Here is a 20,861-nt window from a genome sequence, read left to right on the forward strand (position 1 = left end):
TTTCCTCGATCGACGTCCGATCGACAGGTCTCAGGGCTGAGGCTGGCAGTTGTAGCGCATGCGCTCATTGGGTTCGGGAGGAAGCAGTGCCTTGATGGACTGCTGGTTCTGGCCGAACTGGCGGGCGGCTTCTTCACCGGCGCCGCATGCGGGCGCATTGAGCCTGGCGCGTGCAGCGCGGGCCTCGGTCATGGCATCCAGACCCACGAGAAACCGTTCCACGGTGTAGGTCCGGGATTGTGGATCATACGAATTCACCGAGATCGTTTCCTCGCCGTTCGGCACAAGGATTCGGCTCCAGCCATCGTTGGCGAGGCCGTACTGCGTCTTTCCGTTCATGCAGCCAGTTTCGGTCCATTCGATCGGAACATCGGTGATATCGGAAACGGTGACGCGGCTGCGTTCGGGATCGAGCACGCAGATCATGCGTCCTGAGCCAGGGCGATCGAGTGCCGCTGCCGAACTGCTGGAAGACGCCTGGGGTTGTTCGAGGTTTTCCCGTGCGCGGCTATCTATTGATGCGAGCGACGGGCGCAGGAACCATACTGCGATAGCGGACACAAGCAGCGCCGCAGCACCAAAGACGTGCTTGCGCTGAAATTTTCCGCGCCGCCGTGAGGCCTGGACCATGCCCCAACCGCCAACGCCGAGCGCGCCGACGAGCAGCAGGGCGGCCAGGGCCATGCCGTTGTCACGCTCGGAAAGCACTGCCATTTCAGCCTCGCGCCGCGCAGTTTCGAACTGCTGCTGGCTGGCTTGCGCGCGTGCTTCGCGTTCGGCAGCCATGCGCGCCTGTTCTCCGGCTGCGCGTTGCGCTTCGGCGCGGTCCAGATCGGCGATCGAGCGACAGGGCAGGCCGCTGCTATGCACGTCCACCTTGGCGCGGAGCAGGAAGGCCGAAAGCTCGCGCATCGAAATGGCGAAGTAGAAGGACGAATCGGTGCTGTTGTCGCTGACCGTGCCGAAGGAGTTGACGCCGATTACGCGGCCGCAGGAATCGAGCAGCGGGCCGCCCGAATTTCCCGATCCAAGCGGGGCCGTGTGCAAGAGGGTATCGAATGACCGCGAGGAGCGGCCCCCGGACAGATAGCCGCGTGTCTTGACCGCTTCCTGCGGCGTGACGAGATCGGCCATCGACAAGCCTTGCGCCAGATCGACGTTGCCGGGATAGCCGACGGCATAGACCTCCGAACCATCGGTTGGTGCACCGGGAAAGAGCGTGATTGGCGTAAGGGTGCCGCCACCTTCGATGCGCAGCAGGGCAAGGTCATTGCCGGGCGAATAGGCGACCAGCTTGGCCGGATATCCGTTGCGGCCCTCGGCGGGGACGACACCGGCGATGAGAGTGTCGTCTCCGCGCAGCTCCTCGACGACATGGGCATTGGTGACGATCAGGTTCGGGGTCACGGCGAATCCCGTGCCATGGGTGATCAGCCGGGCGCGATCGCCGTCGCTTTCAATGATCACCACGCGAACCACGGAGCGGCTTGCCGCGCTGATGTCCGCCGGATCGGCCATGGCGACAGGCGCCGCTACCAATGCGAAAAGAGCTGCAAGGAGGGCAATTATCTGTTTGGCAACACGCATGTACCCGCTTTTTGCGCCATATTGCTTTGACCGCAAGGTGCGGGACGCTTTTGGCATGGAGCGCGGGCAGAAACTTTGCACAAGAAGGAGATGTGACCATGCACAAGGCGACGCGGGCTTGCAGCTATCGTTCGGAGCTTTATCGAAAGCCTATGACGAGTGGATCGAAGATTGCCGACGACGAGGCGTGGGCGGCGGTGCTGGCACGCGATCGCTCTTATGATGCCCATTTTGTCACAGGTGTGCTGACCACGGGGATTTACTGTCGACCGTCCTGCTCTGCACGGCATCCCCGCCGCGAAAACGTGCGCTTCTTCCCAGATGGGGAGGCTGCACGTGGGGCAGGTCTCAGGCCCTGCCTGCGTTGCTCCCCCGATGATGTATCGCGCGACGAGCGCGCCGTGTTGACGGCTATCGAGGCTATCAAGTCGGCGGGCCAACCGGTGGGTCTGGCCGATCTGGCGAAACGCTGCGGGTATTCGCCCACTCACTTCCAGCGCGTATTTGCCAAGGCAACGGGACTGTCGCCAACAGCCTATGCGCGGGCGTTGCAAAATGCCCGGATGGCCGAGGCGCTCTCAGGAACGGAAAGGGTTGCCGATGCAATCTACGATGCCGGTTTCTCGGGACCTTCGCGGTTTTATTCGGCTGCTGGGAAGCGGTTGGGAATGACGCCATCGGCCTGGGTCAATGGTGGGAGGGGAGTGAGGATTCGCTGGGCAGTCGTTCCCACAACTCTTGGGAACATGCTCGTCGCTGCGACCGACAAAGGCATCTGCCGTCTTGCGTTCAACGAGAGCGACGAAGCTTTGCGGCGGCGCTTTCCCGAGGCCGCTCTGGAAGAAGGGGGGGCGGATTTCGCCAATCTGCTGGAGGAGGTCATCGCGGCCGTCGAGGCTCCGGGCGATCATTCTCATATTCCGATCGACGTGAAGGGAACGTCATTTCAGGAGGCTGTGTGGCAGGCCTTGCGACAGATACCGCCTGGTGAGACCCGCTCCTACGCAGAGATCGCGGCAGCCGTTGGCAAACCGGGCGCGGTGCGCGCAACAGGCACCGCAAACGGGGCGAACAACGTGGCGGTGCTCATTCCCTGTCATCGCGTGATCCGGTCGGACGGTTCTCTCGGTGGTTACGCCTACGGGCTCAAGATCAAGCAACGGTTGCTCGACAAGGAACGGCACCAGAAGGGGAGCCAGCATGAATGATGTTTCCGGACCGGCAAGGCAAAGCTTGTTGCGGCGGATCGTCGGTTTTCCCGCAGTCCTGATCATCATCGAATTCGGGCTTGTTGCCTTCGTGGCATCGCTGGCTTCGCTGTTGCTGAAGAGGGTGGTGCCGGACGATACCTTCCTGGACTTTCTTGCCGCCCTGATCACCGCGGCACTGGCCATCACGACGTACTTCGCTTGTCGGCGATGGATCGAGCGACGCGGGAACGATGAACTGCCGCTGGTCATGTTCGGGCGGGAAGTGTCTCTTGGATTCTTCATCGGGGCCGCGCTGTTCGGCCTCATGACAGGGATCGTCGCCGTCCTGGGCGGGTTTGCGGTCGAAGGCGTGAACGGCATTGGGGCCTTGTGGGCCATGCTTGCGATGGCGGTGACATCCGCCACGTTCGAGGAAATCCTGTTCCGGGGCATCCTGCTGCGACACATCGAGGCGCTGTTGGGCACCTGGGCGGCACTTGGCATTACCGCGGCATTGTTCGGGGCGGCACATCTGGGAAACGAGGGAGCGACCTTCTTTGCCGCCTTCGCCATTGCCATGGAAGCAGGCATCCTGCTCGGCGCGGCATACCTCTGGAAACGAAGGCTGTGGATCCCGATCGGCATTCATGCCGCGTGGAATTTCACCCAGGGCTGGGTGTTCAGCGTGCCGGTTTCAGGGGGCGCCACGCCAAATGGCCTGCTGGCGACAACACGCAACGGGCCTGACTGGCTGACTGGCGGTGCGTTCGGTCTGGAGGCAAGCGTGATCGCCATGCTGGTGGCGACTGGCGCAGGGTTGTTCCTGCTCCTGCGCGTCGTCCGTCAGGGTGGCATACGGCCACCCATGTGGGCGCGGCACTGACGGAGCGGTCGCCTCGCCAGTGCCGAGGCATCATTCACTTTCGCAGGCGTTTTCCTCTGCCGTACAAGGTTTCTCTGGTTGCCCGGTTGACTTCCAACGCTCGATCCGGGCGAGGAGGGATTTACCGTACTGTCCGCCGTGAGGATCGTTGGCGAGGATGCGCGCATGGGCGATAGCGTCATCGAACCGCCCCTGGTTCGCCTGGTCCCAGGCAAAGGCTGCGCGTATGCTGTTCGCCTCCGGCGCGAGTTCGAGCGCCCGTCGCAAGGCGTAGCGCGCAGAACCGGGTATATCCGCCGACTCGCTACTGTAGCTCTGGAACAGCGTCCAGAACGCGAAGGAATCGTAAGGTTATGCGTCGCTGGCCTTCTTGACCCAGTTTCTGGCCGCAGTCCACCGTTCGGGCGCCCTGATGGACACGTTCCCGAGCCGGTGCATCTCGATCTCGCCCTTCAGGAGGTTCGCCCGCGCCATCCCCGGCGCCAGTTTCAAGGCAAGTTCGTTGAACTTCTCGGCCTCGTTCCACAACGCGATTTCTTTAGCCGTATCTTCGGTGTTGTTCGCGAGCGCCTGTGCTGCTCTTGCCACTCGTAAGCGGCATTGGCGGACTGCGGATTTGCCAGCGCGATCTGGCGCAGTTCGCCAAGTGCCTCTTCCTCACGCTTGTCGATGAAGCGCATGAGGTGCAGGGGAACGATGGCCGAATCGACTGGCGACAAGTGTTCGAGGGCAGGGGCGGCAGGCTGCGGCAAGGGCGTGGCGGAGCGCGAGAACTTGATGCTTCCGCGCATGTACTTGTCGAGTTCGCGATCCAGCTTCTTGAGGTCACCAAATGCAGCGGTGCCGGCTTCGTCGGGCGGCGTTCCACCTGCCACGAGCGAGAGATAATTGCCGAGCTGGCCCTTCCGCTCCTCGCTCGTGCTGAGGAAGTGTACCAGCAGCCCCGACTCGCCGTAGAATAGATCCGAATTGCGCCCCTGCTTGCCAGCCAGAACCTCGGTCAGGGGCATATCGTCCCGCGCAAGGGTCCACGCTCTATGACGGGCCGGACGACCAAGATCGAAGCGACCCTGACTGTCAAACTCGACGGTGGAAAGATACTCCGCGAAGCCTTCCACGTACAAGGAGGGATAGGCGAAGCGGGAGTTTCGGAACATCAGGAAATGGGCATATTCGTGGAACAAGGTTGCCTGGGCGCCAAGTTCGAGCTCGGACATGGCAACCTCGCGGTGCGAGACGATGAAGCGGCCTTCGATGTCATGCGAGAAGAACCCCGCTACCTCCGGGACCTTGTACAATGCGCCAACTGCAGCCTTGTTGGGCAGCAGATATATCGGCAGCGGCATGGCATTGGGATCATCGGGAATGCCGAAAATCTGCCGGACCAGAAAATCGAATCGTTCGAGATCATTCGACAACTTTGTGGCGAGTTCGACGCTGCCCGCGCTGTGCAGCACGAAATGGCGGGAATCGAGCTTGTACCAGCTTTCTGCCGAAGCTGGAGTAGTTGCCGAGACGAGGATGCTTGTCCCAAATGCGATGGACCGCAGGAAAATCTTCAAGCCAGAAATATTTACGCCAGATCAACCACCCATTGCCGGAAAAGTTCGCAAGAGCAGTCCTTCATTCTTTCGTTATCGGCAAGCACGACCGTATGCGGATCGGTTCCGGCCCGAAGTTCAGGGCTTTTGGGAAAGGCTGTTCAGGAAAAGCTCGGCACTGGCAATGTATTCGTCACGCCGGTCTTCGTCCATCCTTCGCCACGTGGCATAAGGTTGGGCGAGCCGATGATAGCTCGACAGGTGATTTTCATTCCGCGCGAGGAAATGCCAGTAGAGTGCATTGAACGGGCAGGCGCCGGGGCCGGTCTTCTGCTTCACGTCGTAAGTGCATTTGCCGCAATAGTCGCTCATGCGATCAATGTAGGCGCCGCTGGCCGCGTAGGGTTTGGACGCCAGACGGCCCTTGTCGGCATGAAGGATCATGCCTGCCACGTTGGGCAGTTCGACCCATTCATAGGCATCGGCAAAGACGATCAGATACCATTCCGCCACTTCCCGAGGGTCAAGGCCGGCAAGAAGAGCGAAATTGCCGAGCACCATCAACCGCTGGATGTGATGGGCATAGGCATTGTCCCGCGTGGTGCGGACACATTCGGCAATGCAGTGCATCTGCGTGTCGCCCGTCCAGTAGAAGTCGGGTAGCGGACGGTGGGCATCAAGGCCGTTGGCTTCGGCGAGCGCCGGCATTTCCAGCCAGTACATGCCGCGGATGTATTCCCGCCAGCCGATGATCTGGCGGATGAAGCCTTCGACGGCTTCCAGTGGTGCGCGGCCTTCGCGCCATTCCATCTCGGCACGGCGACAGAGGTCGAGCGGATCCAGGAGGCCGATATTGATCGCGGGGGACAGTGCGGCGTGAAACAGGAAATCCTGCCCCGTCACCATTGCGTCCTGATACCTGCCGAACATTGGCAGACGGTCCTTGAGGAAGGCGTCTCTTGCCTGCTCCGCCTCGGCCCTGCAAACCGGCCAGGCAAAGTTGCCGAGCGAGCCGAAGTGCCTGTCAAATCGTTCGGCGACCATTTGGAGAACCTCGTGCGTCACCTCGTCCGGCTTGAACGCGGGGAGAACTGGCGGCGCGAGGCTCTTCTCGGGTCCTCTCCGGTTTTCCGCGTCGAAATTCCAGCGACCTCCCATTGGCTTGTCACCGTCCATGAGAAGCCCGGTCTTGCGGCGCATTTCACGGTAGAACCATTCCATGCGCAACTCGCGGCGGCCTGCCGCCCATTCGAAGAAGTCGGGCAGGGGGCAGATGAAGCGGGTATCGGGCAAAATGCGGACGCGGACCGGGAGGTCAGTGCGCCACTGCTCCATTGCCTGCCGCACCCGCCATTCCCCTGGCTCGGTCACCTGCACGCCGCGTACGTCATGGCGAGCTATGGCGCGGGCAACTTCGCCGGTGAAGCTGCCGGTGTTTTCCGGGTCATCAAGGCGAACGTAGTCGACCGTCCAGCCAGCCTCGCACAATTCCTTGGCGAAGTGGCGCATGGCCGAGAGGATCAGCGCGATCTTGGCCTTGTGATGGAGGACGTAGGTGGTCTCCTCGGCCACTTCCATCATTAGGATCACGGTGTCGTCCGGCTTGCGATCAGCCAGGCTGGAGATGTCAGGCGAAAGCTGGTCGCCAAGGATCGGAACGAGGACGGGGCCGGTCATCCTTGCGGAATGGCCGAGTGACGTTTTGGTTCAACCTGCCTCTAAGGGTCAGGCCCCCTAAGCGTCAGACAAAGCTGTAGGGATCGATATCCACGGCGACACGGACGCCCGGCGGGAAGCGCAGGGGATCGAGCCAGTCGCGGATTACGCGCTGCAGTTCGGTGGAGCGGCGTGCGTTGATCAGCAGGCGGTAGCGATAGCGGCCGCGCAGGAGCGACAGCGGCGCCGGGGCAGGCCCGAGAATCAGCACGTCGTCCAGTCGCGGCGCCGAACCTCCAATCCCGCGAGCAGCGTCGCGCGCTTCGGCTTCGTCCTCGCTTGAAACGATGATCGCGGCCCAACGTCCGAAGGGTGGCGCTCCGGCATCGCGCCGGGCTTCGGCTTCGGCGGCGTAGAAGGCGTCACGGTCGCCGCTGGCCAGGGCCTCGATAACCGGCGCTTCGGGGTGCCGGGTCTGGATCAGCACCTCGCCGGGCTTTTCACCACGGCCGGCGCGGCCTGCGACTTGCGCCACTTGCTGATAGGTGCGTTCGGCTGCGCGAAGATCGCCGCCCTCGAGGCCCATGTCGGCATCGATCACGCCGACCAGCGTGAGTTCCGGAAAGTGGTAGCCCTTGGTGACAAGCTGGGTGCCGACGATCACGTCGATCGCCTTGTTGCTTGCCATCTCGACGAACTCTGCAGCCTTCGCGGGGCTGGTCAGCGTGTCGGAAGTGACCAGCGCGACGCGGGCTTCGGGCAGGATCGCCGCAACCTCGTCTGCAATGCGTTCAACCCCGGGGCCGCAGGCGACAAGGCAATCGGGCTCGCTGCATTCGGGGCAGGCATCGGGCGGCGGGATCTCGTGTCCACAATGGTGACAGGCGAGGCGGCGCGAGAGGCGGTGCTCGACCAGCCAGGCCGAGCAGTTGGGGCACTGGAACCGATAGCCGCAGGTCCGGCACAGGGTAAGCGGAGCATAGCCGCGCCGGTTCAGGAAAAGCAGTGACTGCTCGCCCTTGGCGAGCCGATCCTTCAGTGCCTCGACCAATGGCGGCGCGATCCAGTGTCCGCGCTCGGGCTGTTGCTCGCGCAGGTCGACAATCTGGATGTCTGGCATCGTCGCCCCGCCAAAGCGTGCGGGCAGGACCACCCGCTCGTAACGCCCGGCTTCGGCCATCTGCAGACTTTCCAGCGCCGGCGTGGCGCTGGCGAGGATGACTGGCACTTTCTCGAAATGAGCGCGCATGACTGCGACGTCGCGGGCGTTGTAGCGCACCCCGTCGTCCTGCTTGAACGAGATCTCGTGCGCTTCGTCGACGACGATGAGGCCGAGGCGGGCGAAGGGCAGGAACAGTGCGCTGCGTGCACCGACCACCACTTGCGCCGTTCCTGCTGCCACAGCCCGCCACGCGCGCCGCCGTTCGGACGATTTCAGCGAGGAATGCCACGTGACCGGCGGTACCCCAAAGCGCGCTTCGAAGCGCTTGAGGAAGGTTTCTGTGAGCGCGATTTCCGGAAGGAGCACGAGGACTTGCCGCCCTTGCTCAATCGCGGCTGCCACCGCTTCGAAATAGGTTTCCGTCTTGCCGGAGCCGGTCACGCCGTCGAGCAGAAACGGGTGGAAGGCATGTGCATTGACCGCCTCGACAAAGCGGGCGGCAACTTCCGATTGCTCATCCGACAGGTCGGGCGCGGCGAAACCAGCATCCGCGGGAGGATAGGGCCGGTCCGAATCGACCACCACCGGTTCAAGCAGCCCGGCATTGACCATTCCGCGCAGCACGCCGTCGGAGACCCCGGCGATTTCCGACAGTTCGCGGATCGTTGCCTGCTGGTCCTGCAACAGGTCCAGAGCGATGAGACGCTGGGGCGTCATTCGATCCGGCTCGCGGCCGGTCAGGCGATATTCGGTGACGGTGCCGCCGCCTTGCAGTGCGGCCGTGCTTGACAGCGCCATGCGCGCCACTGCCGCAAGCGGCGCGACGTAATAGTCGGCAGTCCACTCGATCAGGCGCCGCAATGGTGCGGGCAGGGGAGGGACAGGGAGAACCTGAAGCAATGGGCGGAGTTTGGCATCCGGAACTTCAGTTCCCGGCAGCCGTTCCGCTTCCCAGACCACGCCGATGATCTGCCGCGGCCCCAGCGGTGCGATCACGACGCTGCCAGGTTCCACGTCCATCCCGGCGGGCACGCGATAGTCGAGCGGGCCGAGCGCGGAGTTGAAGACAAGGCATCGGACGCGGTTCATGTTCGCCGGTCTATATGGGGCTGCATCGCAACGGGCAAAGCCCGGGCGCAAAGGAATTGAGGAGAAAAACGTGTCGCAGGCTTCCACCATCCTGAACCGCCGGGTCCTGCTTGGCGGCATGACGTCAGCTGCCGTGCTCGCCGTTTCCGGCTGTGCGAGCTATCCGCAGTTCTCGCTGGAAGAGGCCGTGCGTCGGCTGCTGTTCCTGTCGACCGATAGGGCCTTTGCGCGCTTGCTGGCGCCGGGCGGGTTCTGGGACGATCAGGTAACCCGGCTTGCCCTGCCCCAGGCTATCGGAAACCGCGGCGGCGTGCTCGAGCGGATCCTGACCGGACCGATCGTCAGGGACCGGCTGCAGCGGGCGTTCAACGACATGGCCTATGACGCGGCGGAACGCGCAGCGCCTGCGGTGACAGACGCGGTGCGCACTATCGGCATTCGCAATGCACTCGCGCTGCTGCGCGGTTCAGATCCGATGGGGGCGACGTCGTTCCTGCACCAGGAGATGGGCACGAGCCTTGTCGAGATCATGGTGCCGGAGTTCGGCGATGCGATCCGGGTGAGCCGGGACCCGCTGCTGGGGCAGGTCCTTGGCGCGCTGACAGGTGTTGACGTTGGCGGCATTGCCAATTCGCTGGCCTATGAGGCGGACAATGCAATCTTCCGCGCAATCGGCCGGGAAGAGGCCGCCATCCGTTCTGACCCTCGTTCGACCAACGATCCGGTGCTGATGGCCGCTTTTGGCCTGAAATAGTCTGACAAATTCGCATGCTCGGGCACTGACATTGGCCGAGGCTTTCCCTATAGGCACGGGGGAATCACTTCTCCCTGCTGGAAGGCCTCGTCCCATGAAGTTCTTCGTCGACACTGCCGATACCACTGAAATTGCCGACCTTGCTGCCACTGGCCTGCTTGATGGCGTGACCACCAACCCGACCCTGATTGCCAAGGCGGGCAAGGACTTCATTGAAGTCACCCGTGAGATCTGCGGTCTGGTAGATGGTCCGGTGTCGGCCGAAGTCGTGGCGCTGGACCACGAAGGCATGATGCGCGAGGCCGAGATCCTGCGCAAGATCGCCGACAACGTCTGCATCAAGGTCCCCCTGACGATTGACGGTCTCAAGACCTGCAAGGCGCTGACCAGCGACGGCACGAAGGTCAATGTCACGCTCTGCTTCTCGGCCAATCAGGCGCTGCTTGCGGCCAAAGCCGGCGCGACCTTCATCTCGCCGTTTGTCGGCCGTCATGACGACAACGGCTTCGATGGCATGGACCTGATCCGCGACATTCGCCTGATCTACGATAACTATGCGTTCGAGACCGAAATCCTCGTCGCTTCGATCCGCCATGGCGTTCACGTGCTGGAGAGCGCACGCATCGGTGCCGACGTGATCACTGCGCCCCCGGCCGTGATCAAGGGCCTGTTCAAACATGTCCTTACGGACAAGGGTATCGAAGGCTTCCTTGCGGACTGGGCGAAGACCGGCCAGAAGATCGGCTGAACGTTCTGAATCACGGGCATTTGCGCATTGGCTGACGAAACTCCCCTCGACCGTTTCCGTTCGGTGCTGACCGGCACTGCGCGGGCGATCTCGCTCGATCCCGAGGTCGAGGTGGCGTGGACGGCGGATGCGCCGGTGCAGTCCGGGCAGTCCATGCGCGTGCCAATGCCAGGGCGTTCGCTCCCGGCAGAGCAGGTAGCAGAAGCCCGCGGTCATGCGGATTCGATGGCGCTGCGGCTGCGCCATCACAACGCTGCCATGCACGGCCGCAATGCGCCGACCGAGGCACTGGCGCGCGCTTGCTATGATGCGGTGGAGCAGGTCCGCTACGAGGCGCTTGGCGCGAACGCCTATGCCGGCATGCGCGGCAACCTCGGTGCGGCCCTCGCCATGCGCATGGCCTCCGACCCGATCAGTCGCGCCGCAAAGCCCGAGGACGTGCCGCTGCCAACCGCGCTTGCGCTGCTCCTGCGCGAGAAGCTGACGGGACAGGAATCCCCGGCGTCGACCGATACCGGCATGGCGATGGTGCGCAGCTGGATCGAGAGCAAGGTTGGCCAGGACATCGAAGGCCTTGCCCTTTCGCTCGACAACCAGCGGGCGTTTCAGCAGCTCGCATTGGACATGCTGCAGCATCTCGACCTGACGCAGTCCGCGTCCGAACAGGATGAGGACACGCAGGACGACGAGGGCGAGGAGCAGGAAGACGAGGGCGAGGAAGAGCCCTCGAACTCCGACGATCAGGAGCAGCAACCGTCCGAAGTGGCTGGCGACACCAGCGAGGGCGACGAGGATTCGGAGTCCGAGCAGGAAATCGAACAGGACGACGATGCGGCCGATTCGGACATGGCCGACGAGGGCGAGGAGGGCATGCTGCCGACGCGCCCGAACCGTCCCTGGACCGACCTGCCCGAGAACTTCGACTACAAGAGCTACACCACGCAGTTCGACGAGGTCGTTTCGGCTACTGACCTGTGCGACGAGGAAGAACTGACGCGGCTGCGCGCCTACCTCGATACCCAGCTCAAGGGGCTGCAGGGCGTGGTCACCCGCCTCGCCAACCGGCTGCAGCGTCGCCTGATGGCGCAGCAGAACCGGTCTTGGGACTTCGACCAGGAAGAGGGCCTGCTGGACGCGGCTCGGCTTGCCCGCGTGGTGATCTCGCCGGGTCATTCGCTGTCCTACAAGATCGAGCGCGATGTCGAGTTCAAGGACACCATCGTCACGTTACTGATCGACAATTCCGGATCGATGCGCGGGCGCCCCATCTCGATCGCAGCGATCAGCGCCGACATTCTTGCGCGCACGCTTGAGCGTTGCGGGGTCAAGACAGAAGTGCTCGGCTTCACCACCCGCGCGTGGAAGGGGGGGCAAAGCCGCGAGGCATGGCTGGCCGGTGGCAAGCCTTCGCAGCCGGGCCGTCTCAACGACTTGCGCCACATCGTTTACAAGAAGGCCGACGAGCCTTGGCGCCGTGCGAGAAAGAATCTCGGCCTGATGATGCGCGAGGGTCTGCTCAAGGAAAACATCGACGGCGAAGCGCTGCTGTGGGCGCATACCCGGCTGCTGGCCCGGCCCGAGGACCGCCGCATCCTCATGGTCATTTCCGATGGCGCTCCGGTTGATGACTCCACTTTGTCCGTCAACAACGCGGGATACCTGGAACAGCACCTTCGCAAGGTGATCGACTGGATCGAGAAGCAATCGCCGGTCCAGCTTGTCGCGATCGGCATCGGTCACGATGTGACCCGATATTACCGCCGCGCAGTGACGATCATGGATGCTGAACAATTGGGCGGCACGATTATCGAACAGTTGGCAGATCTGTTCGAGGACGAGTAGGTCCCGCTTGACGATGTCGGTTTAACCGGGCAGTTAATCCGGCATGAGCACGATGACCGTCAGCGAAGCCGTACTTTCCCGTCGTTCCATCCGGGCTTTCAAGCCTGACCCTGTGCCGCTCGAGACCTTGCGTCGCGTATTGGACAAGGCAAGGTGGGCGCCGTCTGGCTGTAACTTTCAACCTTGGGAAGCGACCATTGTGACCGGCGCTCCCCTGGCCGAGTTGCAGGCGAAGATGCTTTCGTCACCGATGCAGGATCCGATCGAATATTCGTGGTCTGATCCCGAGGTCATTCCCGAATGCAAGGCTCGCCTCCATGCGGTCGGAGCCGCCATGTATCAGGCGATGGGCGTGGGACGAGCCGATGCGGATGCAAGGGCCGACTTCGTTCGCAACAATGCCACGTCTTTCGGCGCCCCGGCGGTGCTGCTCTGCTATTTCGATCGTCGCATGGGCCCCCCGCAGTGGTCGGACGTCGGGATGTGGCTGCAGACGTTCATGCTGCTTCTGCGCGAAGAGGGGCTTGATTCCTGCCCCCAGGAGTTCCTCTCGATGTATGCCAAGCTTATCAAGGAGTTCATTGGCGTTTCTGATGAGACCCACATCTTCTTCTGCGGCATTGCGATTGGATACCGTGATGATGGCAATCCCGTGAACGGCTTCAGTCGCCAGCGCGAGCCGATCGACGGAAACGTGCGATTCCTCGGTTTCTGAAGCGGTTCGATGGACGTAACCGAGGCAGTGCTGACGCGGCGATCGGTGCGTCTTTTTCGCTCGGACCCCGTACCTTTCGACATCCTTCAGCGTGTCCTCACGAAGGCGCAAAGAGCTCCTTCGGGTGGCAATGTCCAACCTTGGAACGCCCACGTCATTTCGGGTGAGCCGCTCGACCGGCTGGTCAGAACCGTAGGAGCCGTAATACCAATGGGGCGCAATGCTCACGCGCCCGAATACGCCATCTATCCGCCCGATCTTGAGGGTGCTTACGAAGCGCGGCGATTTGGTGTGGGCGAAGCGATGTACGCTGCGCTTGGCATCGAACGGGACAACAAGCGCGGTCGCCTGGCCCAGTTCATGCGCAACTTCCGGGCCTTCGGTGCGCCAGTGCTGATGCTGGTCCACACGCCGCGCTACATGGGGCCGCCGCAGTGGTCGGATATCGGCATGTGGCTGCAGACGGTCATGCTTCTGTTGCGTGAGGAAGGGCTTGATTCCTGCGCGCAGGAGGCCTGGGCTGTTTATCAGAAGCAAGTCCGGGAATGCGTCGCCATCCCCAAGGATCATGTGTTCTTCTGTGGGCTGGCGATCGGCTATAGCGATCAGGACGCAGCCATAAACCGGTTTGAGGTACCTCGCGCGGCGCTGGAAGAGGCAGTGACTTTCGAGGGCTTCTGACGCCTGACCGCGACATTTTGTCACACCCTGACCGCGACATTTCGTCATACATTGCCGGTGTATCACTTGGCATTGCCGCATCGACGCGCCTATGCTGTGGCAAAGGGCACAAGAGTCTTCGGGATACGCAGTAATTCGATGCAGTGGTCTTGGTCTTCGCGTGGATCGTGAAGGCCGGGCTAAGGGAGCAGGCGATGCGTAACCGATTGGCGAGCTTCGGAATCAGACTGGCAACGGGCGTTGCTGCGCTTGCAGTGGTGTGCGGCCCTTCGGTTGGCCACGCGGTGGCAGCTGAGGAATCGCTGCTCCTGCGCGACAGTTTCCCTCTCGGATCGGGCGGCAGCAAGGCACTTTGCCAGGTCCAGTCGCGCACGACGGATCAGGCCAACCGATCGCCCCTGGACAGGACATGGGCCATCGTCTGCCGGGATTCCGCCCTGCCGGTTGGATATGTATTTGCCCTGCGGCATGGCCAGGACGATGAACTTGCCCGTCTGGCAGATCGGCGTCGCCAGAAGGTCACCTGCCTAGACGCCAGCCGCGCGTCCGTTGCTGGGCGCATGCGGACGGATTGCCGGTGGAAAGACCCTGATCTGGCCTACGAAGTGGTGAGCGTGGCCAGAGGCAACACGACATTCGTGGTGGAAGGCTTCTCCGCCTATCACGGTGCGCTCGATCTGGCTCTGCGGTCGATCTATGCGGATCGTATTTTGGACGAGCCGATCGAGATTGCCACGACTTCCATCAACGACACCGAAGCTTATGCCCGGATACAGGCCCTAACGCTTGATCCAGCAACAGCGCTGGCAGAAGGTTATCGTCGCAACAATTCTGGCGATTACGCCGAGGCCGCGGCATACTTCGAGACATTGGACCAGCGGCAGGCTTCGACAGGCGATGTTCCGATGGATCGCGTCGAGTTCCTTGTAAACGCTGGCCTGCAACGCTCCAACCTTGGCCAGTTTGCCGAGGCAGACCGCCTGTTTTCCGAAGCCGCTGCAATGCCCGCCGGTAGCGGCGTGGTGGAACGGTTGCGTCGCAATTACGAAGCCATTCACCTGCTCAATCAGGAAAGGTATGCTCAGGCGTTGGACCGGCTGGGCCAGCCCCTGCGGCAGACGAGCGCCATGGGCGCGGACAGCCTGCGCGCCACCATGGAACTTACGCCTTCGGTTTCGCGACGGATCAACGCCTCGGATCTGACGGCCAACGCCATGGGATTGGTCGATGATCTGCGGCTGACAGATGACGAACGAGCCACAATTCTGGATGCACAAAGCCTCCAGTTGCGCGGAACGGCGCTGCGTCTTGTGGGGCGCAAGGTCGAGGCTCGCGCCGCGTTGGAACAGGCGCAGGCTCGGGCCTTGGCGGTGCGCAACGGCCGCGTCGTCTCGATCGTGCGGATGCGCGCGCAAGTTCTGAACGAGCTGGCAACGATCGCCGAAGACGAGGGGCGCATTTCTGACGCAGAAGCGCTGCTGCGCTCTGCGCTAGAGATCGTTAGCGTACAATACCCGGAAACCCGCAGCATGGCAGCGGCCCAGGCGAGGCTGGCAGCCTACCTGATGCGTCATGGCCGCCCGGCCGAAGCAGAGCCGTTATACCGTCAGGTCGTGGCCCGTTCTGTCGAGCGCGAGAATGGTCTTTCCGGCCTTTCACGGCAGATGTCCCCCTATTTTGATCTGCTGGCAGCGAGGATGAGCGGCGACGCGGCAACGAGCGATGCCTTCTTCCAGGCGTCACAAGTGCTGGTGCGTCCAGGCGTTGCCGAAACACAGGCCGTGCTATCGCGCGAACTGTCAGGAGGCAGCGACGAAGCAGCCCGGCTGTTCCGGCAATCCAACAGCCTGACGCGCGCCGTTGAGCGCGCCCGCATGACTTATGCGGCCTTGCAGCGACTGGATGATGCATCAGCCCGGAGTGACGAGATTGCGGATGCCGCAAAACGGGTCAACGAACTCGAAGCGCAGGAACAGGCAACCGTCATCGAACTTGCCAACTATGCGCGCTACCGCGTTGTGACGCAGCGGGTAATTGGACAGAAGGAGCTTCAGGAAGGCCTTGCGCCGAACGAGGCCTATGCCAAGATGGCCGTCCTTGGTCCGGATGTGTTCGTGTTCTTCGCGAACAAGGACAAGGCCGTTGGTTATCGGGCGCCAATCACTTCGGCGGAACTGGAAGCATCGGTAAAGGCGATCCGTGACTCGATCTCGCGCTTCGATGGCAAGCAGTATGTGACCGGGACTTTTGCGGCAAAAGAGGCGGTAGCCGTCTACAAGGCATTGTTTGGTCCTGTCGCATCGGATTTGCAGGCAGCCAGGCATCTGATCTTTGAACCAGACGGGGCGATGCTGAAATTGCCGGTCAATGTCCTGATTGCCGACGAGGGTTCGGCGCAGGACTATCTTCAGCAGGCCGAAAGCCCGGCGGGCGATCCGTTCGATCTGCGAGCGGTGCAATGGCTGGCAAAGGACAAGCTCGTCTCCACTGCCGTTTCGGCACGGTCCTTCATGGATGCCCGGAAGCAGCCTGCCTCCAAGGCGCACGAAGCCTATCTCGGCATGGGCCGCAATGCTGCGGTTGTACAATCAAGCGGGCAAGTTGGTCCGAGGGTGCGGGGAAGCGATGGGGCGGCAGGCAACGATTGCGATTGGCCGCTGACGACGTGGAGCAGGCCCATCTCCGAGGCCGAGCTTCTCAAGGCCCGGATGCTGCTATCAGGCCAGGGGACTGATCTGATGGTCGGTCCGGCCTTTTCGGACACTGCGATCAAATCGCGGGGCGACCTCGACAATTTCCGGATCCTCCATTTCGCGACGCATGGCCTCGTCACGCCGCCGCAGCCGTCATGCGCGGCACGGCCAGCGCTTGTCACGTCGTTCGGCGCGCAGGGTTCGGACGGCCTGCTCAGCTTTGCCGAGATATTCGATCTGAAGCTCGATGCCGACATGGTCATCCTTTCCGCCTGCGATACGGCAGGTGAAGCGGACGTGATCGCCACGCGCGAGACTGGCCTTGCCACAGGTGGCGGGTCAGCGCTGGAAGGTCTGGTCCGTGCGTTCATCGGTGCCGGGAGTCGATCCGTACTTGCCAGCCATTGGCCGGCGCCGGACGACTTCGATGCCACGGCGCGACTGATCAACGGACTGTTCGCAGCTGCTCCCGGCACGCCGTCCGGAGAGGCTTTGCTCAAGGCGCAGCAGGGGCTCATGTCCGATGTCGATACATCTCACCCTTATTATTGGGCCGGCTTTGCAGTTATCGGAGACGGAGCGAGGCCGCTCGTATCGCAAGGCGCGCGGATGGCTGCATCTGTGGAGGGCAAAGCGGGCGCGCCCTCAATGATAACGGAGGGAATTTAACGCATGGCCAAAGAGCCGCGCGCGGCCAAAGATGGACCGCGCGAGATTGGCAGGACGGCGCGACGCAGCTTGTCGCAGCTCGGCTGGCAGCGCAGTTTCGTGGCACTGGTCCTGTTGGCCCTGGCACTGTTCATTGCCTTGAACAGTTGGCGGTTGCCGCTTTTGCGTGATGCGGAAGCAGCCCTCTACGATCTGCGGGCAGCCAATTTTGCCCCGCCGACCGATACCGACAAGCGTGTCACCCTGGTCGTTTACACAGCCGATACAAATCGTGCGACGGGACAGATCTCTCCGGTCGATCGGACGATCCTGGCGAAAGCACTCGGGCAGATTGACCAACTGGGAGCGAAGGGCATCGGTATCGACGTCCTGTTCGACAGCCCGCAGGATGACGATGACCTCTTGAGAGCGTCGCTGAGGGGCATGAAGACTCCTGTCTTTCTGGCGTTTGCTGATAACCGCACCAATCCGGAAGCCATCACGTACGAGCAGGAGCAGGACCTGCGCGCCTTCATGCAAAGTGCAGGTGGTGTGATGACAAAGCCGGCCTCGATCCTTCTCGAGACGGACACGGACGGCGTTGCCCGCCGCTGGCCTCGACAATATCCGGGTTTGCCGCCTCTGCTTTCCATCGCTTTGACGCAGGGCGGTGCCGATGCCGATGCTCGGTTTGCGAGCTTTACAGGACCGATCCGCTATCGGGTGCCCTCGGCGAGCGATCGGCCGGTGTTCGACAAGATTCCGATCGATCTCGTTGCCGATCCCGAGACGGCGCCCTTGGTCGCAGACGCGATCAGGGGTCGCTATGTCCTGATTGGCGGCGATTTTTCGGATTTCGACCAGTTTGACACGCCCTTTACCCGCACCGGTAATCCCGTGACCGGCGAAACGCGGATGATCGGCGTCGAAGTCCACGCCTCGATGCTTGCGCAACTCCTGGACAAGGCCTGGAAGCAGCGACCCGCGAGGGGTCTCAAGATCCTGGCTGGCATCCTTGCCGTTGCGCTTGGCGCTGCCACGGCCATGGTCCAGACCCGCACCTGGGTCCTGGCGATCGGCGTACTTGCGCAGTTCTCGCTGTTCCTCGCCGTGCCGTTCCTGGTGGAGCGGGCGGGATATGACACGCTGGACTTGCCGGCGACGGGCTGGCTGATCGGCTGGTTGATAGCCTACACTGCCATCAGTTCAGGCTTGCGAGCCATCAATGCAGCGCAGCGCGAGTTCGCCCAGGGCGCACTTGGCAAGTACCTTCCCCGATCGGTTGCATCAGAGATCATGCGCAACCCGGACCGTCTCTCGCTTCACGGAGAAAAGCGCGAGATATTCTGTCTTTTCAGCGACCTCGAAGGCTTCACCAAGCTGACCCATGCAGTCGAGCCGGAAATGATCGCGCGATTGCTGAACGATTACCTCGACCGGCTCAGTGCAGTGGTACTTGAGTATGGCGGTACGCTCGACAAGTTCGTAGGTGATGCCGTGGTCGCCTTCTGGGGGGCTCCGATTGCATACCCCGATGATGGTGAGCGCGCAGTGAAGGCCGCATGGGCGATGTACCTGGCGGGCGAGGAGTTTCGAAAGTCGGTACCTGAAGGTGTGCCCAAGATTGGCCGGACCCGCGTGGGGGTCCATTACGGTGAGGCGGTCGTCGGCAATTTCGGGGGGGAAGGTCGGATCCAGTACACCGCGCTTGGCGATGCCATGAACACTGCCGCCCGCCTCGAGGGGGCCAACAAGCCTCTGGATACGCGCGTACTCGTCAGCCGAGAAGCGGCGGAGCGATCTGGCCTGGATTGGTTCCGTCCCATGGGGGCTGTCACGCTGCGGGGGCGCAAAACACCTGTCGAAATTTTCGAACCGGTTCCGGACATGCCTGCGGAACAGCGCAGACTTGCGATCGCGGCGGTAGAGGCGCACGCGCGGGGAGAGGTGGAACGTGTGAAAGCTCTCACAGACACAATTCTCGAATCGGTCCATGATGATGCGATGATGAATTTGATCCAGAGGTTGCGGCAGACGCACAAGGGAGAGAGTTATGTTCTTGGTTGATGGCAAGCAGTTGCGCGCCCTGGTGGCGGGCGCTTCGGCCATTGCCGTGCTTGCACTGGCAGGCCAGGCCATGGCGCAATCGGTTGTGGTCCGTTCAACCGGACCTTCGGCAGGTTCCTATCCGCAGGGGCGCAAGTTGCCCGCTGGAGCATCGGTTGTCTTGAAGTCCGGCGACCATGTGACGGTTCTCGACAAGGCCGGTACACGAGTTCTCAACGGTCCTGGAACGTTCGCCCTCAACGGCGAGGTCAACCGCGATGCGGCAGCAGGGACGCAGCTCGCTGCGATGATGGCCCGCGGCGGCGCGTCGCGTACGCGAACCGGGGCTGTGCGCGGCGCGGCAAGCGCTCCGGCGATGGCTGCGCCGACCGGCCCGGAAAACGTCTGGTACATCGACGTCAGCAAGGGCGGGACCTATTGCATTGCCGATCCTGCAACGGTCGTGCTTTGGCGTCCGGAGAAAGTTGAGGAGGGCACGGGCAAGCTGCTTTCGCAGGACGGAAGTTCCGCTGATGTAACATGGCGTGCCGGGAGTGCGCTCAAGGTCTGGCCGGCCGCGAGCGTGCCCGTCGTCGACGGGCAGACCTACACTTTCAGCAATGCCGTGGGCGCGCCGGTAAAGATCCGCACCATGGTCATGACGAATGTCCCGTCTGACGAACTTGAGGTGGCAGGAGCCATGGCGGACAAGGGCTGCAACGCGCAGCTCGACCTCCTTGCGAACCTCGCCCAATCAACGCAAGCCGGAGGCTGACCAATGCGTCGCAAGGGACTGGTCACGTTCAGTATCGTAGTTGCCTCAGCTTTTGCGGCAATATCGAGCAGCGCCTTCGCACAGGCCGTTGTCGTGCGATCGACCGGTCCGTCTGCCGCCTCATACCCAAAGGGCAAGCGGCTCCCGGCGAATGCACAAGTGGTGCTGAAAGCCGGCGACGTGGTTACCGTGCTGGACAAGGCCGGGACGAGGGTTCTCAGGGGCGTTGGCACCTTCACGCTCGACAATGCAGTTAACCGTGATCGCAGTGCAGCGGCGCTGCTGGCTCGGTCTCTCAGCAATCCTGCGTCCGTCAGGGCGGGAGCCGTGCGCGGGGCCGGGGATACCTCGGGCGAAAACGTTCTGCCCGTAAGCATCTGGCTGGCGGACACCAGCGAGGGCGGAAACGTCTGTGTTCCGCGGGGGAGCGACCTTTATCTTTGGCGAGCGGAGGCCAAGGCACGGAGCTTCACCTGGCTGACCGAAAGTGCGGGCGGCGAGATGGTGCGCATGCAGTGGCCGCCCAAGACCGTGGGTATTGCCTGGCCCAAGACCATGCTCGCCCCGCAGGAAGGGCGGACCTACCGTATCTACGATGAAACGGCGCCGGACAAAGCGGCAGAGTTCCGGATCGTCATGCTTGAACCTGAGGACGTTCCAGCCGATGCCGCGTCATTGGGCACGTTGTTGCTGGACAACGGTTGCAAAGCGCAATTCGATTGGCTCGCGGCAACTCTTGCAGAACCGGAGATACAAGAGCAACATCCATAGTGGAACTACTTAGGGTGATTCTCCACCACAGGTCATTCCCAACATTAAAGAGCCTTACCGGGCCAACAAGTTAAGTCATC

At 62.4% G+C, this 20,861-nt stretch carries 16 protein-coding genes; 11 read left to right on the forward strand and 5 right to left on the reverse strand.

Annotation, left to right across the window (positions count from 1 at the left end; all coding sequences use genetic code 11):
• Positions 1-30 precede the first annotated feature (30 nt).
• On the reverse strand, positions 31-1,587 hold the full coding sequence (locus AC1Q5P_RS12130) for a S1 family peptidase (protein WP_230487812.1): 1,557 nt from the start codon (positions 1,585-1,587) through the stop codon (positions 31-33).
• 152 nt (positions 1,588-1,739) lie between these two features.
• On the opposite strand from AC1Q5P_RS12130, the gene ada reads away from it, so the two are divergent.
• Together ada and AC1Q5P_RS12140 are read left to right on the forward strand one after the other, a co-directional pair.
• Positions 1,740-2,795, forward strand: coding sequence for a bifunctional DNA-binding transcriptional regulator/O6-methylguanine-DNA methyltransferase Ada (gene ada / locus AC1Q5P_RS12135; RefSeq protein WP_492519072.1), 1,056 nt, complete (start codon positions 1,740-1,742; stop codon positions 2,793-2,795).
• On the forward strand, positions 2,788-3,660 hold the full coding sequence (locus AC1Q5P_RS12140; protein WP_492519061.1) for a CPBP family intramembrane glutamic endopeptidase: 873 nt from the start codon (positions 2,788-2,790) through the stop codon (positions 3,658-3,660). Before ada ends, AC1Q5P_RS12140 begins: the two co-directional genes overlap by 8 nt.
• A 351-nt stretch (positions 3,661-4,011) precedes the next feature.
• On the opposite strand, the gene AC1Q5P_RS12145 is transcribed toward AC1Q5P_RS12140, so the two are convergent.
• The 4 genes from AC1Q5P_RS12145 to AC1Q5P_RS12160 all read right to left on the reverse strand — a co-directional run bounded on the left by AC1Q5P_RS12145 (position 4,012) and on the right by AC1Q5P_RS12160 (position 9,108).
• Positions 4,012-4,134 carry a hypothetical protein gene (locus AC1Q5P_RS12145; RefSeq protein ID WP_492519062.1) on the reverse strand — a complete coding sequence of 41 codons (123 nt, stop codon included), beginning with the start codon at positions 4,132-4,134 and terminating at the stop codon, positions 4,012-4,014.
• Between the two features lie 14 nt (positions 4,135-4,148).
• Complete coding sequence (locus tag AC1Q5P_RS12150) at positions 4,149-5,222, reverse strand: hypothetical protein (RefSeq protein WP_492519063.1); 1,074 nt, start codon at positions 5,220-5,222, stop codon at positions 4,149-4,151.
• A 117-nt stretch (positions 5,223-5,339) separates the two neighbouring features.
• Positions 5,340-6,878 carry a cryptochrome/photolyase family protein gene (locus AC1Q5P_RS12155; protein WP_039335049.1) on the reverse strand — a complete coding sequence of 513 codons (1,539 nt, stop codon included), beginning with the start codon at positions 6,876-6,878 and terminating at the stop codon, positions 5,340-5,342.
• A gap of 64 nt (positions 6,879-6,942) precedes the next feature.
• On the reverse strand, positions 6,943-9,108 hold the full coding sequence (locus AC1Q5P_RS12160) for a primosomal protein N' (protein WP_492519064.1): 2,166 nt from the start codon (positions 9,106-9,108) through the stop codon (positions 6,943-6,945).
• A 70-nt stretch (positions 9,109-9,178) separates the two neighbouring features.
• On the opposite strand from AC1Q5P_RS12160, the gene AC1Q5P_RS12165 reads away from it, so the two are divergent.
• The 9 genes from AC1Q5P_RS12165 to AC1Q5P_RS12205 all read left to right on the forward strand — a co-directional run bounded on the left by AC1Q5P_RS12165 (position 9,179) and on the right by AC1Q5P_RS12205 (position 20,781).
• Positions 9,179-9,862: a DUF4197 domain-containing protein gene (locus tag AC1Q5P_RS12165; RefSeq protein WP_039335044.1), complete on the forward strand. Its 684-nt coding sequence runs from the start codon at positions 9,179-9,181 to the stop codon at positions 9,860-9,862.
• Between the two features lie 94 nt (positions 9,863-9,956).
• Complete coding sequence (gene fsa / locus AC1Q5P_RS12170; RefSeq protein WP_492519065.1) at positions 9,957-10,610, forward strand: fructose-6-phosphate aldolase; 654 nt, start codon at positions 9,957-9,959, stop codon at positions 10,608-10,610.
• 27 nt (positions 10,611-10,637) lie between these two features.
• Complete coding sequence (gene cobT / locus AC1Q5P_RS12175; protein ID WP_193828021.1) at positions 10,638-12,452, forward strand: cobaltochelatase subunit CobT; 1,815 nt, start codon at positions 10,638-10,640, stop codon at positions 12,450-12,452.
• Between the two features lie 43 nt (positions 12,453-12,495).
• On the forward strand, positions 12,496-13,167 hold the full coding sequence (locus AC1Q5P_RS12180; protein ID WP_322788218.1) for a nitroreductase: 672 nt from the start codon (positions 12,496-12,498) through the stop codon (positions 13,165-13,167).
• A gap of 9 nt (positions 13,168-13,176) precedes the next feature.
• Positions 13,177-13,848: a nitroreductase gene (locus AC1Q5P_RS12185; RefSeq protein WP_492519066.1), complete on the forward strand. Its 672-nt coding sequence runs from the start codon at positions 13,177-13,179 to the stop codon at positions 13,846-13,848.
• A 194-nt stretch (positions 13,849-14,042) separates the two neighbouring features.
• Entirely contained in the window at positions 14,043-17,210 is a 3,168-nt protein-coding gene (locus AC1Q5P_RS12190) for a CHAT domain-containing protein (RefSeq protein ID WP_492519067.1), read from the forward strand.
• Positions 17,211-17,213: 3 nt separating this feature from the next.
• A complete protein-coding gene (locus AC1Q5P_RS12195) occupies positions 17,214-19,256 on the forward strand; it encodes a CHASE2 domain-containing protein (RefSeq protein WP_492519068.1) in 2,043 nt (680 codons plus the stop codon).
• Complete coding sequence (locus tag AC1Q5P_RS12200; protein ID WP_039335029.1) at positions 19,243-20,010, forward strand: hypothetical protein; 768 nt, start codon at positions 19,243-19,245, stop codon at positions 20,008-20,010. The genes AC1Q5P_RS12195 and AC1Q5P_RS12200 overlap by 14 nt, the downstream gene beginning before the upstream one ends.
• 3 nt (positions 20,011-20,013) lie before the next feature.
• Positions 20,014-20,781: a hypothetical protein gene (locus tag AC1Q5P_RS12205; protein ID WP_052242440.1), complete on the forward strand. Its 768-nt coding sequence runs from the start codon at positions 20,014-20,016 to the stop codon at positions 20,779-20,781.
• Positions 20,782-20,861 lie beyond the last annotated feature (80 nt).

The organism is Novosphingobium sp. GW835-FHT14H07 (genome assembly GCF_058793515.1).